The 14,323-nt window shown below is 69.4% G+C and carries 17 protein-coding genes and 3 tRNA genes; 10 read left to right on the plus strand and 10 right to left on the minus strand.

Translation table 11 applies throughout. The features are described 5' to 3' along the window. Nucleotides 1-204 precede the first annotated feature (204 nt). Both BM396_RS13655 and BM396_RS13660 read left to right on the plus strand, forming a co-directional pair. Nucleotides 205-615 (plus strand): DUF6163 family protein, encoded by a 411-nt coding sequence (locus BM396_RS13655; protein ID WP_244538876.1) that lies wholly within the window; start codon nucleotides 205-207, stop codon nucleotides 613-615. A 160-nt stretch (nucleotides 616-775) separates the two neighbouring features. Continuing rightward, a complete protein-coding gene (locus tag BM396_RS13660) occupies nucleotides 776-1,288 on the plus strand; it encodes a transcriptional regulator LdtR (protein ID WP_043350258.1) in 513 nt (170 codons plus the stop codon). A 3-nt stretch (nucleotides 1,289-1,291) separates the two neighbouring features. Here BM396_RS13660 and BM396_RS13665 read toward each other — a convergent pair whose 3' ends face one another. Next, nucleotides 1,292-1,894 (minus strand): exopolysaccharide biosynthesis protein, encoded by a 603-nt coding sequence (locus BM396_RS13665; RefSeq protein WP_210274666.1) that lies wholly within the window; start codon nucleotides 1,892-1,894, stop codon nucleotides 1,292-1,294. Between the two features lie 365 nt (nucleotides 1,895-2,259). Here BM396_RS13665 and bcsS point away from each other — a divergent pair, with 365 nt between their 5' ends. Further along, nucleotides 2,260-2,913, plus strand: coding sequence for a cellulose biosynthesis protein BcsS (bcsS, locus tag BM396_RS13670; protein WP_244538870.1), 654 nt, complete (start codon nucleotides 2,260-2,262; stop codon nucleotides 2,911-2,913). Here bcsS and BM396_RS13675 read toward each other — a convergent pair. Next, nucleotides 2,880-4,484 carry a cryptochrome/photolyase family protein gene (locus BM396_RS13675; protein ID WP_051976029.1) on the minus strand — a complete coding sequence of 535 codons (1,605 nt, stop codon included), beginning with the start codon at nucleotides 4,482-4,484 and terminating at the stop codon, nucleotides 2,880-2,882. The two genes, bcsS and BM396_RS13675, sit on opposite strands and share 34 nt — an antisense overlap. A 4-nt stretch (nucleotides 4,485-4,488) precedes the next feature. Continuing rightward, nucleotides 4,489-5,223 (minus strand): SDR family NAD(P)-dependent oxidoreductase, encoded by a 735-nt coding sequence (locus tag BM396_RS13680; RefSeq protein ID WP_043381627.1) that lies wholly within the window; start codon nucleotides 5,221-5,223, stop codon nucleotides 4,489-4,491. Between the two features lie 109 nt (nucleotides 5,224-5,332). On the opposite strand from BM396_RS13680, the gene BM396_RS13685 reads away from it, so the two are divergent. Together BM396_RS13685 and BM396_RS13690 are read left to right on the plus strand one after the other, a co-directional pair. Then, nucleotides 5,333-6,196 (plus strand): formyltransferase family protein, encoded by an 864-nt coding sequence (locus tag BM396_RS13685; protein WP_043381630.1) that lies wholly within the window; start codon nucleotides 5,333-5,335, stop codon nucleotides 6,194-6,196. Nucleotides 6,197-6,266: 70 nt separating this feature from the next. Next, nucleotides 6,267-6,608, plus strand: a complete 342-nt coding sequence (locus tag BM396_RS13690; RefSeq protein WP_043350294.1) for a hypothetical protein — start codon at nucleotides 6,267-6,269, stop codon at nucleotides 6,606-6,608. An 18-nt stretch (nucleotides 6,609-6,626) separates the two neighbouring features. On the opposite strand, the gene BM396_RS13695 is transcribed toward BM396_RS13690, so the two are convergent. Beyond that, nucleotides 6,627-7,655, minus strand: coding sequence for a hypothetical protein (locus tag BM396_RS13695; RefSeq protein ID WP_043381632.1), 1,029 nt, complete (start codon nucleotides 7,653-7,655; stop codon nucleotides 6,627-6,629). A gap of 448 nt (nucleotides 7,656-8,103) precedes the next feature. Here BM396_RS13695 and BM396_RS13700 point away from each other — a divergent pair, with 448 nt between their 5' ends. Then, a complete protein-coding gene (locus BM396_RS13700; RefSeq protein WP_043381634.1) occupies nucleotides 8,104-8,394 on the plus strand; it encodes a PilZ domain-containing protein in 291 nt (96 codons plus the stop codon). Between the two features lie 18 nt (nucleotides 8,395-8,412). Here BM396_RS13700 and BM396_RS13705 read toward each other — a convergent pair whose 3' ends face one another. Then, complete coding sequence (locus BM396_RS13705; protein ID WP_043350277.1) at nucleotides 8,413-8,592, minus strand: hypothetical protein; 180 nt, start codon at nucleotides 8,590-8,592, stop codon at nucleotides 8,413-8,415. A gap of 318 nt (nucleotides 8,593-8,910) precedes the next feature. Here BM396_RS13705 and BM396_RS13710 point away from each other — a divergent pair, with 318 nt between their 5' ends. Continuing rightward, the gene (locus BM396_RS13710; protein WP_244538871.1) at nucleotides 8,911-9,849 is read left to right on the plus strand and encodes an alginate O-acetyltransferase AlgX-related protein; all 939 of its coding nucleotides are present in this window, start codon (nucleotides 8,911-8,913) and stop codon (nucleotides 9,847-9,849) included. A 175-nt stretch (nucleotides 9,850-10,024) separates the two neighbouring features. Here the strand turns inward: BM396_RS13710 and BM396_RS13715 are convergent, their stop codons facing one another. The 4 genes from BM396_RS13715 to aroA form a co-directional block, all read right to left on the minus strand. Next, nucleotides 10,025-10,306, minus strand: a complete 282-nt coding sequence (locus tag BM396_RS13715) for a hypothetical protein (protein ID WP_043350305.1) — start codon at nucleotides 10,304-10,306, stop codon at nucleotides 10,025-10,027. 185 nt (nucleotides 10,307-10,491) lie between these two features. Continuing rightward, nucleotides 10,492-10,567, minus strand: a tRNA-Lys gene (locus BM396_RS13720). Nucleotides 10,568-10,672: 105 nt separating this feature from the next. Then, nucleotides 10,673-11,311, minus strand: a complete 639-nt coding sequence (gene cmk, locus BM396_RS13725; RefSeq protein ID WP_051044950.1) for a (d)CMP kinase — start codon at nucleotides 11,309-11,311, stop codon at nucleotides 10,673-10,675. A gap of 5 nt (nucleotides 11,312-11,316) precedes the next feature. After that, a complete protein-coding gene (gene aroA / locus BM396_RS13730) occupies nucleotides 11,317-12,666 on the minus strand; it encodes a 3-phosphoshikimate 1-carboxyvinyltransferase (RefSeq protein ID WP_043381639.1) in 1,350 nt (449 codons plus the stop codon). Between the two features lie 291 nt (nucleotides 12,667-12,957). On the opposite strand from aroA, the gene BM396_RS13735 reads away from it, so the two are divergent. From BM396_RS13735 to BM396_RS13745, 3 genes are all read left to right on the plus strand, one after another. Beyond that, nucleotides 12,958-13,344: a TIGR02300 family protein gene (locus BM396_RS13735; RefSeq protein ID WP_075381438.1), complete on the plus strand. Its 387-nt coding sequence runs from the start codon at nucleotides 12,958-12,960 to the stop codon at nucleotides 13,342-13,344. A gap of 152 nt (nucleotides 13,345-13,496) precedes the next feature. Continuing rightward, nucleotides 13,497-13,572: transfer RNA gene (locus tag BM396_RS13740), tRNA-Ala, on the plus strand. A gap of 55 nt (nucleotides 13,573-13,627) precedes the next feature. Continuing rightward, a tRNA-Ala gene (locus BM396_RS13745) sits at nucleotides 13,628-13,703 on the plus strand. A gap of 119 nt (nucleotides 13,704-13,822) precedes the next feature. Here BM396_RS13745 and BM396_RS13750 read toward each other — a convergent pair. After that, nucleotides 13,823-14,311, minus strand: a complete 489-nt coding sequence (locus BM396_RS13750) for an Lrp/AsnC family transcriptional regulator (protein WP_043354596.1) — start codon at nucleotides 14,309-14,311, stop codon at nucleotides 13,823-13,825. Nucleotides 14,312-14,323: the final 12 nt, after the last annotated feature.

Raw genomic sequence — 14,323 nt, forward strand, 5'->3', positions numbered from 1 at the left:
CGGAGGCGTTCGACTACCACACCGGACCTGTGCGGTGAAACCCGACCGTTGACGCAGGAGGGCGGAACGGCTTCAACCCGGCGCGTTGCGTTCCCGAAGACCAGGATCCTGTTCCCTGTCCATGAGCCGGCCCATCATCTCCGCGAGTCACCGATAGTGCCCGGCTATTTTCCGATCCGGCGCAGGACGCCCCGGCCCGGGGGGATCCCCAGCGACCGGATCGAGCGCGTCCAGGGGCCGGCACCCGGCACGTGGGATACGGTGCTGATCTGGTTCATGCGGCTCACGGCCCTCGTCTGGCTGCTCAAGAGCGTCTTCGCCTGGGCGACCATCCTCGACGTCGTGCCGGGGGTCCGCCCCTTCGAGGCCGAGCCCTTCGGCCGCCAATCCGCCATCGTCTACTTCGCGGTGATCGATGCCGCCGCGGCGATCGGCCTGTGGCTGACGAGCGCCTGGGGCGGCGTCATCTGGCTGCTCGCCGTCACGTCGGCGATGACGCTGGCGGTTCTGACACCGCAACTCTTGCCGTTATCGGTGCCGCTGCTCGTATTCGGGGGCTGCGTCGTGACGTTGTACTTCCTGCTGTCCTGGCTGGCGGCGCAGGAAGCACGGTGAACGAACCGTTCTTATCTTCATTCAGTTTGTCTTTACCGCGAAGAGTAAATCGCGAATTCATCCTGTCGCTTAAATCGCCTTTCATTCCCGAGCCCTAGCTTAGCCATCATCAACGGCGCCGCATCGAACGGGTGCCGGATCATCGGATGGCGAGGCAGAGATGAAGACCCAGAACGCCCGAGTCGCGCAGATCGAAGCTCCCGAGGAAGGCTTGGGCGCGAAGGGCTCCTACCTGGAGGCGCTCCACCTCGTGGAACGGCTGCACCGCCGCCTGCTCGACGTGATCAAGGACGAGTTCGAGCGCCGCGGCCGCGAGGACGTCAACAGCGTCCAGGCGCTGCTGCTGTACAACATCGGCGACAAGGAACTGACCGCGAGCGAGCTGCGGACCAAGGGGTACTATCTCGGCTCCAACGTCTCCTACAACGTGAAGAAGCTGGTCGAGGCGGGCTACCTCCACCATGCCCGCTCGAAGACGGACCGGCGCTCCGTGCGGATCAGCCTGACCGACAAGGGCCGTCAGGTCCACGAGATCATCCAGGGGCTGTACGACAAGCATGCCCGGACGATCACGCCGATCGGTGGGATCTCCGAGGACGATTTCGCCCGCCTGAATCAGGCGCTCGGCCGCCTGGAGCGCTTCTGGACCGACCAGATCCGCTACCGCCTCTGAGGCTCAGAGGTTGAGGAGCCCGGCAACCCCGGCGATCACCGCATAGGCGAAGCCGGCATTGATGGCGACGCCGAACACGCCGATGACGAGGCCGCCCAGCACGACGAGACCGTCGCGCTCGACGAGGCCGAGCCCGACCAGGCAGACGGCGAGACCGAGCGGGATCTGCCCGACGATGGGCGCGGCCACGATCAGCGCCAGCGCCAGGGCCAGCAGGACGATCCCCATGCCGCGCATGCCGAGCGCGGTCTCGAATACGCTGACGCGGGGGCGCGACCAGCGCTCCAGGCGGCGCAGGATCGGCACCGCGCGGGTCACAGCGCGCCGGACATCCGTCAAGGCGATGGAGCGGCCCAGCAGCATCCGCGGCAGCCACGGTGCCGACATGCCGGCGGCGATCTGGATCGCCACGAGCAGCAGGAGCAGGCCGCAGATCAGTGGGATCGGCGGCGGCATCGGCAGGCAGTTCGGCAGCCCCAGCAGGACCACGAGCAGCGCGAAGGCGCGATCCCGTAGGACCGCGACGATGTCGCCCACGGTGAGGCGCTCGCCCTCCTGGCTCGCCAGCACGGTGAGGACGTCCGACGTTCGTGCACCGGAGGTCAAGGATCTGCCAACCTTCGCTAACCCGCGGGGGCTCTAGCCGAGAACATCTGGCACGCCAAGCACGGCGGATTCGCGACAGCGCGATGGCGGCCGGCAGGTGGCCGCGCACCGCGCCGCGCCCGGCAGCCCGGCCAAGCATTCCCAAAGTCACAGCGCACGCCGGCGGACATGCGGCACGCTTTTGCCGGGCTTCCGGATCATGGCGCCAACAAATCCGGGGATGCCATCGCGCCAATCGATGCAACACGGTTAATTTTATCCTAATCTGATCCTTCCAGGCCGGAGGATCGACCGTGCAAAGCTATCGCACAGCCCCGAAGATCCACACGCGAAGGCCAACGGCTCTGATTGTTCTGGCAGGCATCGTGAGTTTTTCTTCAACGGCACACGCCAGCGAGATCGACACGCTGCTGTTCGGCAGCCTCGACGCGGGCGGCGACACGTTCCTGACCCTCGGCGCGAAGGTCGGCCTTACTTCTCTCGCGCAGGAGGGTTTCGTCGCGCTGGCGACCGTCGGCGGCGGACGGCGCACGGAAAGCGGCGCGGACGGTCCCCGCGCACGGTACACCGTCGCCGCCGCCGCACTCGCCGGGCATCAATGGTTTTTCGACTGGGGCGTGGTCGCGGCCTATGCCGGCCTCGAGACCACGAGCGAGATGCTGATCGCAGGGCCGACGCGCGACGCCCTGCCGACCCGCTTCGGCCTGCGCCTGCACGGCGAGGTCTGGGCACGTCCGACCGCTGCGACGCTGCTTCAGGCGACCGCCGTCGCGGGATCGGCCCGGGACAGCCTCTGGGCGCGCCTCGCCTGGGGCTATCGCCTCTGGGAGACCTATCTCGGCCCAGAGGCGGCGCTCTACACCGACGCGACCGGCTACGCGAAGTGGAGCCTCGGCCTGCACGGGACCGACTTCGCCCTCGGCCGGTACAGCCTCCGCGCGTCGGTGGGCCTTCAGACCGAGTCGCGCCGGGCCCGGGCTTGTCCCTACGTGACGCTGTCGGTCTGGTCGCCCCTCTGATCGGCGCTCGGCCGGGCCTCGAGGGCATCGAGGAAGGCGGCCGCGTCGCGGCGGATCTCGGCGCGGCGCTCGTCGCCGAATCCGCGCAGGGTCCGGTACGGCATCGCCAAGCGCTGATTGCCGGCCAGCCGCTCCTCGTTCTCGATCAGGAAGTTCCAGTAGAGATAGTTGAACGGACAGGCCTCGGGCCCGGACTTGACCTTCACGTCGTAGGCGCAGGACGCGCAGTAATCGGACATCCGGTCGATATAGGCGCCCGAGGCCGCATAGGGCTTGGAGCCCATCACGCCGCCATCGGCCCACAGAACCATGCCGTGAACGTTGGGCAACTCGACCCATTCGTAGGCGTCGGCGAAGACGATCAGGTACCATTCCTCCACCTGCGCCGGGTCGAGGCCGGCGATGAGGGCGAAGTTGCCGGTCACCATCAGGCGCTGGATGTGGTGGGCGTAGGCGTGGGCGCGCGTCTCGGCGACCACCTGCGCGACGCAGTTCAGCGCTGTTTCCCCCGACCAGTAGAACCACGGCAGGTCGCGGCGCGCGCCGAGGGCATTGGTGTCCCGGTAGGCGGGCATCCGCGCCCAGTAGAGGCCGCGCACGTATTCCCGCCAGCCGAGGATCTGCCGGATGAAGCCCTCGACGCAGTGGAGCGGCGCCGCACCGTCGCGGTAGGCGCGCTCGGCCGCCCAGCAGACCTCCTCGGCGGTGAGCAGGCCGGCGTTGAGGGCGGGCGACAGGAGGGCGTGGTACAGGAACGGCGCGCCGGTCTTCATTGCGTCCTGATAGTCGCCGAAGGTCGGAAGGGCCTCGGCCAGGAAGTGCCGGAGCGCCGCGAGGGCGTCGGCCCGGGTCACCGGCCAGGAGAAGCCGGAGAGATCGCCGAAATGGTCGCCGAATTCCGCCTCGACGAGGGCGATGGCCTCGCGCGTCACGGAATCGGGCTGGAAGCCGATCCGGTCCGGCGGACGATGCCCCTTGGGCAGGCACTTGCGGTTCTCGGGATCGTAATTCCAGCGGCCGCCGGCGGGCTCGCCGCCATCCATCAGAAGGCCGGTCCGACGCCGCATGCCCCGGTAGAAGGTCTCCATCCGCAGGTGATGCCGGCCGTCTGCCCATTTCGCGAAATCCTCACGCGGACACAGGAAGCGGTTGTCGGCGCGGATCTCGAGCGGCATCGGCAGGCTCTCGCGCCAATCCTGCATCATTTCCCAGACGCGCCACTCGCCCGGTTCGGTGACGACGATCCGCTCCGGCCGATGCCGCGCGACGGCGCGCTCCAGTTCGCCGGTGAAACTACCGGTATTGCCCGCCTCGGTGAGGCGCACGTAGTCGACGGTGATCCCCTCCGCCTCCAACTCGGCCGCGAAGTGGCGCATGGCCGCGAACAGGAAGGCGATCTTCTGCTTGTGATGGCGGACATAGGTCGCCTCGTCCCGGACCTCGACCATCAGCACCACGTCGCATTCGGGGTCGAGGTCGACGAGGCTCGAGACCCGGCGCGTCAGCTGATCGCCGAGGACGAAGCGCAGCGTGCCGCGCGGTGCGGCGGCGCCGCGGCGTTTTCCAGCCATCGTCTCAGCCCTTGGTCCGGAGGGCGGAGCGGCCGCCATCCACGCCGATGACTTGGCCGGTGATCCAGGCCGCCTCCTCGGAGACCAGGAAGGCGGCCAGGGCGCCGACATCCTCCGGACGCCCGAGCCGTTGGAGGGCATGCATGGCCGCAATCCCCTGCGCGAGGGTCTCGTTGCCGGTGATCCCCGCAGCGAGCGGCGTGCGCGTCAGCGAGGGCGCCACGACGTTGATGCGGATCTGGGGCGCGAGTTCGGCCGCCAGGGACAGCGCCATGCCCTCGACGGCGCCTTTCGCCATGGCGACGGAGGCATGCGCGGCAAAACCCTGCGCCACCGCCACCGTCGAGAACAGGACGATCCCGGCCCCCGCCGCGCCGGCACCGGCCTTCAGCGCGCCCGCGGCGGCCTGCACCGCCGAGAAGGCGCCGAGCGCATTGATGGCGAAGTCGCCCTCGACATCGGCCCGCGTCAACCGATTCAGCGGCCGCAGATTTATGGTGCCGACCGCGTAGACCAGCCCCGCGAGGTCCGGGCCCGCCGCCTCGGTCACGGCGGACGCGAAGTCCGGATCGGTGACGTCGCCCGCGGTGATGCGCGTCTCCCCCAGATCCTCGGCGACCTTAGACAGGCGATCCGCGTCCCGGGCCGCGAGATGCAGGGCGTAGCCTCGGGCGCGGAGGGCACGCGCCGTGGCAAGACCGATGCCTCCGGTTCCGCCGTAGATGATCACCCGACGCACGCCGAACCCCTTGCTACCCGCATTGGCACGATCAAGGTAAGGCGAGGGACGCTCCCGGGCAGACGGCGGATCCGCGCCCTCCACGTGCACAAGGTCGCAGGCGGCAAGGATGAAGTTCGCGTTCGCCGGCATCGACTTCCTCGGCGGAGTCTTCGAGGGACTGCTGGATGCCGGCTGGACGCCGGTGAAGCTGTTCACCCGCCCCTGTGACGGGATCTACGACCACAACGAAGTCATCGTCGCCCGCGCCCGGGCGCTGCGGCTGCCGATCCAGCTGTCGCGGATCCGCGAACGGGATATCGAGGCGCTTCAGGCCGAGCACGGCCGGGATTGGGCGCTCGTGGTCGCGGGATATCCCTGGCTCATCAAGGGCTGGAAGGGCCGCGCCGCCTACGGCCTCAACATCCACCCCTCCCCGCTTCCGACGGGCCGCGGCCCCTACCCGCTGTTCCGCGCCGTCCTCGACCGCTACGAGAGCTGGGGCGTCACCGCCCATGTCCTTGCCGACGGCTTCGACACCGGCGACATCCTCGCGCAGGATATCTTCGGCTTAAGTTCGCACGAGAGCCACGAGACCCTGCTGGCCAAGTGCCAGATGGCGGCCCGCCGTCTCGCCGCGGGCCCGCTCGGCCGCGAATTGCCCGCACGATGGCGGAGATCCGAGCCGCAGGGCGACGGCTCCTACTGGCCCCGTGCCACCGATTTCGACCGGACGCTCGATTTCCGGCAGGACGTCGCGACGGTCCTGCGCCGGGTGCGGGCCTTCGGCACGGTTGAGACGATTGCGCGCCTGGGAGATGCCCGGGTGTTCGTGGCGGAGGCCCAGGGCTGGCCGGAACGCCACGCGCACACGCCCGGGACGGTGGTGCACCGCCACCGCCGCCACGTCGTGGTCGCGGCCCTCGACGGCTACGTTCAGCTGACCCGCTGGTCGCCGGTGCCCCTCGCAGAAGCCGGGCAGGTCGGCCGCTGACCGACGCCGACCGGGAACCGAAGCGCGAACCCTGATGTTTCCGGCGGCCCAGGACATTACGGAGTCCGACATGTCGACACGCGCCAGCCTCGCCGCAGCCCTCGGGTTTGCCGCGCTGTTCACCGGCTCCGCCTTCGCGCAGGCGGTGATCGTGACCCCCGACGAGTTCGGCCCCGACGACGACGTGGTGGTGCGCGACTACATCGTGCGCCGACCCGTGGGGCCCGGGCCGATCGTCGGATCGATCCCGCTGCGTCCCGGCAGCATCGTGCCGCCCGACGTGCGTCTGGCCCCCTTCACGGAGGCCCCGAATCCGCGCCTGCGGCGCTTCGGCTACTTCGTGGCGCCGGGCGACAAGATCGTGGTCGTCGACCCCGAGACCCGTGCGGTGGTGCGAATCCTCGATCGCTGACGCCCCGCGGCGCGCGGCTCACCAGTCGCTGAGCGCCGCGCGCTTCCAGCGATCGGGCGCGACGCAGCGGTACTCGTAGGCCTCGTCCCAGGCGTGGTCCCCCGGGATGCAGGGTGCGCGGCTGCTCGCGGGCGGCCGCGGCTGTGTCTCGCGGAAAGAGGCGGCCTCGATCTGCCCGGTGTCGCTGACGCGCAGGACCGGTCCGGCTCCCGTGCCGTAGACCAGATCGCGCCCGTCGAAGCCGAGGCTGCGGGAGAAGCCGCCGTCGCGGTTGCCGTCGAGCCCGATCGCCTGTCCGGCCGCGAGCAGCATCGGCACGCCGGTAAACCGCGCCGCGGCAGCGTCGATCCCGATGCCGTAGGTCCCCTCCCCCTGGAACGAGATCGCCCGGTCGGTGATGGATCCGGTGAGATTGCCCATGAGGATGCCGTAGCCGGTATGGGCCCCCGGCACGCCGCCGGTGGAGATCTGCAGACCGACCCGCTGGCGGTTCCGATCCGTCGTCGGCGATTGCGCCGAGACGTCGATCTCGGCGCCGATGCACGAGGCCACGGGGTCGGCCTCGTCGGTCATGTCGACGCAATTGAAGTTGCCGGCCCAGGACGGCCCCACCGGCCCCAACCCGTTCGGTTCCTTGAAGATCGTGCCATTGACGGCGACGTTCTGTGCCCCGGTGCTGGCGAGGGCGCGATTGTGCAGTTCGCCCGTGATCGTCCATTCGTAGCCGGCATTGTGCGGGCCGGTGGAGCCGAGCGCCCAGATCGCCTTGTAGGTGTGGGTGGCCTCACCCGACCCTTCGGGCACGTGCCGGTCGACCCGAAGGGTCGAGACCGGATCGAAGGCCTGCGGCCGGTTCCAGAGGAAGACGTGGCCGCCGTCCAGCCCCGGCACGCCGGTTCCCTGGACGCTCCGGGAAAGGGTCGGCAGCCAAGGCTGATCGGGGACAGGCGCGGCTGACGGCGGCCGTCCGGGTGCCTCGGCGGCGCCGGAAAGCGGCAGACCGGCCGCGATGCTGGCCAGCAGGACCAAGCCAGGGCGGATGCGCATGATCGTCTCCGATATCCGTACGGCACGGCCGCGCCCGGAACCGGACGGGCGGCCGCCCCTCGGTGCGAGATAGGCTCTGCCAAGCGTCGCGGCGACATCAGCCCCGATCGACCGGGCGGGTTGCGGATTCGGTGCCTGGATCCCGATGTGATCTGATGCAGGCCGGATTTCGCCACCGGTTCGGACCCATGAAAGCCCTTCGTTTCCTGCGAATTTGGCTCCTGATATCGATCCCGCTGGGCCTCTTGGTCGGCAGGTTCATCAAGGTCGGCAAGGGACCGCCATCGCCCGGAAAGGGCCCGCGGTGATTATGCGAACTCCCGCCGATAGACGCGCCACGTCTTGTCCTTCTGCCGGACGATCGGGGACCATCAATCATCTATTAGTAAATACCGCGCATTTTTACTGATATCGCGCCCATCAACGGATCCAGGCAGGAACCTCGGCCGTGTCCCGCACCGCACGCCCTTACAGCGCCCTGGCGGAGCGACGGGCGACCGAGCGGAAGCCCACCGCCCTGCTGGCCTTTGCTCAGCAACGGGACGGCGCGCGTTATCCGTGTCAGGTCAGAAACATCTCCGATCGCGGCGCGATGTTGGAGTTCCTCGGCCAGCAGGCGGCGCTGCTCGAGAACGCGTTCGATCTGGTGTTGACGAGTTCAGAAACGCGGCACGCGGTTCGCCTGATCTGGCGGACGGAGCAGACGGTCGGCGTGGCGTTCGGTCCGGATTCCGATTGAGGCACGCGCCGTCCCGGCTCAGGTCGCCAAGGTCGCCATGAGCATCAGTCCGAATGCCGGGAGCGTCAGCGCCAGGATGGCCAGGGCGTCGAGCGGTGCCGGCCGGCTCGCGGCGAGCCAGCGATGCTCGGCGAACTTCTCGGCTGCGAAACCGAAGAGAACCAAGCCGCAACCGATGAACGTGACAAGCGCGGACATGACCCGGCCCCTTTGCGGAACGCCGCACGGAAGCGTGCGCCTGCCCGGCAGTACCCGCCGCGGAGGCGTAAAGTTTCACCGCAGGTCCGCCGATCGCGAAAATGACCACCCGGGCGCCTACGGGTCCCTGCACTCCGGACACGACCGCAGGGCGGCACCGCGCCGGCATCTCCACCGTAGACCCGTGCCGAGCGCGTGCCCTCAGGGTCAGGGGGTTGCAATCCCGCGCAGATCCGTCGAGGCGGAAGCAAGCGGCATCGTTGAGGATTGTCGCAGGGAGCGGGGGGACTTCGACCTGTGAAGGCGAGCGGCAGCGGCGTGGCCGTGGGACATGAGGGCTGGTTGTACTGGGTCGGGCGCGCCGGCGAGGTGGAGGCCTTCTACGGCGACACCGCGACCTCGCGACGGATCCTCAGACGCTGGACCCGGCTGATCGGGCACCGGGCACGCCGCCTGGACGCCCTCGGAATCCGCCACGTGCATACCGTCGTCCCCGACAAGCTGGCGATCTATCCCGACCTGCTCGGCCGCCCCTTTCCGGGGCTCGACGACCCGCCGGGCGTCCGCCTCGCCCGATCGGTCGCCGCCGACAGCGGAGCTCCGATGGCGGATCTGCAGACGCCTCTCGTTGCCGCCCGGGGCGGCGAGCCGGTCTACCTGCGGACGGACACGCATTGGACTTATCGCGGCTATCTCATCGCCTATCGCGCCCTCTGCGAAGCCCTGAACGCACCGGTGGCGGACCATGTCTTTGCCGGCACCAGCACCCGCGAGACCTTCACCTTCGATCTCGGCGAGAAGCTCGTCCCTCCGGTCGACGAAGCGTATGTGGCTTACGATTTCCCGCGCCGTGCCGAACGGATCGACGCGAACGCGCTGGTCGAGGTTCGCGAGTCCGGACGCGCCGTGCGACCGCGCGGTCTGTTCGTCGGGTCGCGGGTCGTGCTGCAGAACAAAACGGCCCCTGATCAGCGGCGCGTGATCCTGTTCGGCGATTCCTACATCTACAGCCCGGGGGCGCGTCTCACCGCCATGCTGGCCGAGACCTTCCACGAGGTGCACGCGATCTGGTCGGCGAATATCGACTGGCGCTATGTCGAGGCGGTTCGGCCGGATGTCGTGATCTTCGAGATCGCGGAGCGTTTCCTGCGTCAGGTCCCCAACGACAGGATCCAGATCGATCGCTTCGCAGAGGCCCGAGCGCGCCGTGCCGTCCGCCCGACCCTCCGCGAACAGATTCGGCGCTGGCTGCGGTGAGACGATCACGCGGACGCCGTCGTCGGTTTCGGCCGCCCCTGACGATGGCGCCAAGCCCCGAAACCTTACATCATCGACTCGGCGAAAAAGGCCGGTCCATCGATGCGGCGGTGAAAAACGGCGAGAGCCCCGTCGCGGGGGCAACGGGGCTCTGCGTCAAAATCCGTGGCTGGGCTCAGTAGCCGGATCCGTAGTAACCCGGACCCCGGCTCAGGGCGCCCGCCGCAACGGCTCCGGCGGCCGCACCGGCGATGCCGAGACCGACCGCAGCCCCGGTCGAGATCCCGCGATGACGACGATAGCCGTAATCCCGGCGCGGGCCGTATCCACGATGATATCCGTGGCCGTATCCGTAGCCGTGATGCCGCCCGTAGCCATAGCCCTGCGCGTCCGCGCTGGTGGCACCGAGAGCTCCGATGGAGAGGCTCAGGGCGGAGATGAGTGCGAGCTTTCGCATCGATGAATCCTTCACGGTTACGTTGGGGGCCCAACCCAATACGCCGCAAAGAGGTTCCACCGCAGGTTCTGCGAGCGCCAGCGCAATCGGCAACGCACCGTCAATCTGAAAGGGAATGCCCGTCAACGACCGCGGGCGGTTCGCCGTTGCCGGTCAGCCGCGTCCGATGGGGATCACCAAGGGTGTGGTGAGCGCGCTGGGACTCGAACCCAGGACCTACAGATTAAAAGTCCGTTGCTCTACCAGCTGAGCTACGCGCTCGCGTCCCGGGCCGATCGCGGTGGCCCGTCGGGGACGGCGCGTCCGCAATAGGTGAGCGGGCCCGGGGGGTCAACATAAGGGACGTGGACAATCCTCAATCCGCCCTCAATCCGCGTCGCCGCGGCTCTGCTCCACGATGCCCCGGGCCTCAGCGAAGGCCGCGTCGGCATCGAGCTCCGTGGTGTCGAGCCGGATCGCGTCGTCGGCCATGCGCAGGGGTGCGGCGCTGCGGGATGCATCCCGGGCGTCGCGGGCCTCGATGTCGGCGAGGATCGTCGCGAAGGTCGCCGACTCGCCGCGGCCGACCAGTTCCCGATGGCGGCGGCGGGCGCGCTCCTCCGAGGACGCCGTGATGAACAGCTTCACCGAGGCCCCGGGGCAGACCACCGTGCCGATGTCGCGCCCGTCGAGCACCGCCCCCTGCGGATCGGCGGCAAAGCGGCGCTGCCAGGCGAGCAGGCCGGCCCGGACTTCCGGCACGGACGAGACGCGCGAGGCCGCCTCGCCCATGGCCCGGTCGCGCAGCCGCGGGTCGTCGAGCTTGCCGGCATCGAGGGCCTGGGCCGCCTGCGCCGCGGCCGCGGCATCCTCCAGCGACAGGCCTGCATCGAGCAGGGCCATAGCCACGGCCCTGTAGAGGAGCCCGGTGTCGAGATGCGGCAGGCCGTAATGATCGGCCAGACGCTTGGCGAGCGTGCCCTTGCCGGATGCGGCCGGTCCGTCGATCGCGATGACGAGCGGCATGCCGGTCACGCCTCGATCCGGCCGCCGAGGGCCTGCATGGTCGGAAGGAAGCTCGGGAAGCTCGTGGCGATCATCGCGCCGTCATCCACCGTGACCGGGTTCCGTGCGGCGAGCCCCATGACGAGGAACGCCATGGCGATGCGGTGGTCGAGATGCGTCGCGACCGTTCCGCCGCCCGGCGCGGCGGCGCCGTCGCCCTCCACCACGAGGTCGTCGCCCTCCACCGCGTGGCGGACGCCGTTGGCGGCCAGCCCCGCCGCCACGGCGGCGAGGCGGTCCGATTCCTTGACCCGCAGCTCGTGCAGGCCGTTCATCCGGGTCCGGCCCTCGGCGAAGCTCGCCGCCACCGCCAGCACCGGGTACTCGTCGATCATCGCGGGCGCCCGCTCGGCCGGGACGTCGACGCCGGTCAGGCGGCTCGCGCGCACGCGCAGGTCGGCCACGGTCTCGCCGCCCTCCTCCCGCTCCGCCACGCGCTCGATCTGCGCGCCCATCTCCAGGAGCGTCGTAATCAGCCCGATGCGCAGCGGGTTCATCATCACGCCTTCGATGACCACGTCGGAGCCGGGGACGATCAGCGCCGCCACCAGGGGGAAGGCCGCCGAAGACGGATCGGCCGGCACCACGACATCGGTGCCGCGCAGGGTCGGCTGGCCGGTCAGCGCGACCTTGCGGCCGTGGCCGCCGGGACCATGCGGCTCGACGACGACCGTGGCGCCGAACAGGCGCAGCATCCGCTCGGTGTGGTCGCGGGTCGCGGCCGCCTCGATCACGGTGGTGACGCCGGGCGCGTTGAGGCCGGCAAGCAGCACCGCCGACTTGATCTGCGCCGAGGCCGCCGGGGTCTCGTAGGTGATCGGGATCGCCTCCTTGGGGCCCCGCAGGGTCAGGGGCACGCGGCCGCCCTCGGCTTCGGCCAGGACCTGGGTGCCCATCCGGGTGAGCGGGTCGAGGATGCGGCGCATCGGCCGCGAACGCAGGGAGGCGTCGCCGTCGAAGGTCGCGGTCACCGGCTGCCCACCGACCACGCCCATCATGAGGCGGGAGCCGGTGCCGGCATTGCCGAAATCGAGGACGTCGGCGGGATCGCCGAGGCCCCCGATGCCGACGCCCCGGACCCGCCAGCGTCCGGCCCCGAGGCGCTCGACGCCCGCGCCGAGCGCCTTCGCGGCGGCGGCGGTCCGCAGGACGTCATCGCCCTCCAGCAGCCCTTCGACCCGCGTCTCGCCCTGGCTGAGCAAGCCGAGGATCATCGCCCGATGCGAGATCGACTTGTCGCCGGGCGGCCGAAGGCGTCCGCGCAGCGGGGTGCCCGGCGCGGCGGTGAGGGGCTGTGGAGTCGAATCGTGCGACACGGGACGTCCGTTCGGGCTCTGACGAGTGGGCCTGGATCCGGCGCGTCGCGCGGCTCAGCCGCGGCGCTGCAATCGGACGGTGAAATCGCCGGGCGGTTAACACGGGTACCGGCCGGCGTCATCAATCCGATGTCTTCGTCGATCCTCCGGGCGATCCTCCTGCCGATCCTCCCGCCGATCCTCCGTAGGACGCGGCCCGGAACGCCCTGCTCGGGCTCGATTGACAGGGGCCGCCACCGCGACTAACGGGGCCCCTCCCCCGAGACAGAACTGACGACGAGGTGTCCGCCCGTGGCCCGACCGGAACTTGGCTTGAAGCGCCAGTGCATGAGCTGCGGCGCGAAGTTCTACGACCTCGCCCGAGATCCCGCCGTCTGCCCGAAATGCGGCGCGGTCTATCAGGCGGTGGCCACCTCGAGCCGTGCAGCGCCTCCGGCGCTGTCGCGGAGCGCGGCCAGCAACGACGATGAGGACGAGACGGACGAGAAGGGTCCGGAGCTGGTTTCCCTCGACGAGGTTGAAGCCGCCGAGGACGATGCGGATCCGACGCCCGAGGACGATTCGGTCGAGGACGGGGATACCGCCGACGACGACACCTTCCTGGAGGAAGAGGACGCCGGCGACGACGATGTCTCCGACCTGATCGACGGCGATATCGAGAACGACGAAGAGGGCTGAGGCGGTCGTCGCCTCCCCGATGAAAAACCCCCGGCGGCAGCGAAAAAGGGGGTTGAGTCCGCGGTGCGAGCCGCCTATAGAACCGGCCTCGCCGGACGCGACTTAGACCGGCGAGACCCCGCGGGACCCAACCCGCGGCGGATGCTAAAAGTGGGGCCTTAGCTCAGCTGGGAGAGCGCTTCCATGGCATGGAAGAGGTCATCGGTTCGATCCCGTTAGGCTCCACCATCCCACTCTCGCGTGACGCGGCCCTCCACGGGACGCGAAATGCAGTGAAAATTATGGGGCCTTAGCTCAGCTGGGAGAGCGCTTCCATGGCATGGAAGAGGTCATCGGTTCGATCCCGTTAGGCTCCACCATTCATCTCGCGCGCGACGCGGCCCATCGCGGCCTGCGTACCCGAGAACGAGACTTTCCAGATTTCGCCGTCGCGAGCGGACCCCGCTGCCACTGATGCACCGTGGGCGGCCGCGTCCGGTCAGCGGGTCAGGTGCCCGAGCGGCAGCGCGGTCGCGTACTTGACCTGCCCCAGGGCGAAGCTCGATCGGATGTTGGCCACCCCGGGGATCCGCGTGAGGTGGTCCAGGACGAGCTTCTGGTACTGGCCGAGATCCTCGACCACGACCCGCAGCATGTAGTCGGCCTCGCCGCTCATCAGATAGCACTCCATCACCTCGGGGCGGTTGCGCACCGCCTCGTCGAAGGCCTGGAGCGCGGCCTGGGTCTGTTTCTCGAGCGACACGTGGACGAACACGTTGACCGCGAGCCCGAGGCTCAGCGGGTCGACCACCGCCACGCAGCCGCGGATCACCCCCGCCTCCTTCAGGTCGTTGACGCGGCGCCAGCACGGCGACGTCGACAGGCCCACCCGCTCGGCGAGATCCGCGATGCTGATCTCGCTGTCCTGCTGCAGACATTCGAGAATGCGCAGGCTCGCGGCGTCGAGGGGGGCCGGTCGTGCGGGCATCGGTTCGGTCTC

This window comes from Methylobacterium sp. UNCCL125, assembly GCF_900116795.1.
Lineage (GTDB): Bacteria > Pseudomonadota > Alphaproteobacteria > Rhizobiales > Beijerinckiaceae > Methylobacterium > Methylobacterium fujisawaense.

What these genes read in the sequence shown, in the direction of transcription:
- BM396_RS13660 (WP_043350258.1), top strand. Translation starts at nt 776, where the DNA reads ATGAAGACCCAGAACGCCCGAGTCGCGCAGATCGAAGCTCCCGAGGAA.
- BM396_RS13675 (WP_051976029.1), bottom strand. Translation starts at nt 4,484, where the DNA reads ATGGCTGGAAAACGCCGCGGCGCCGCCGCACCGCGCGGCACGCTGCGC.
- BM396_RS13685 (WP_043381630.1), top strand. Translation starts at nt 5,333, where the DNA reads ATGAAGTTCGCGTTCGCCGGCATCGACTTCCTCGGCGGAGTCTTCGAG.
- BM396_RS13690 (WP_043350294.1), top strand. Translation starts at nt 6,267, where the DNA reads ATGTCGACACGCGCCAGCCTCGCCGCAGCCCTCGGGTTTGCCGCGCTG.
- BM396_RS13695 (WP_043381632.1), bottom strand. Translation starts at nt 7,655, where the DNA reads ATGCGCATCCGCCCTGGCTTGGTCCTGCTGGCCAGCATCGCGGCCGGT.
- BM396_RS13705 (WP_043350277.1), bottom strand. Translation starts at nt 8,592, where the DNA reads ATGTCCGCGCTTGTCACGTTCATCGGTTGCGGCTTGGTTCTCTTCGGT.
- BM396_RS13715 (WP_043350305.1), bottom strand. Translation starts at nt 10,306, where the DNA reads ATGCGAAAGCTCGCACTCATCTCCGCCCTGAGCCTCTCCATCGGAGCT.
- cmk (WP_051044950.1), bottom strand. Translation starts at nt 11,311, where the DNA reads ATGCCGCTCGTCATCGCGATCGACGGACCGGCCGCATCCGGCAAGGGC.
- BM396_RS13750 (WP_043354596.1), bottom strand. Translation starts at nt 14,311, where the DNA reads ATGCCCGCACGACCGGCCCCCCTCGACGCCGCGAGCCTGCGCATTCTC.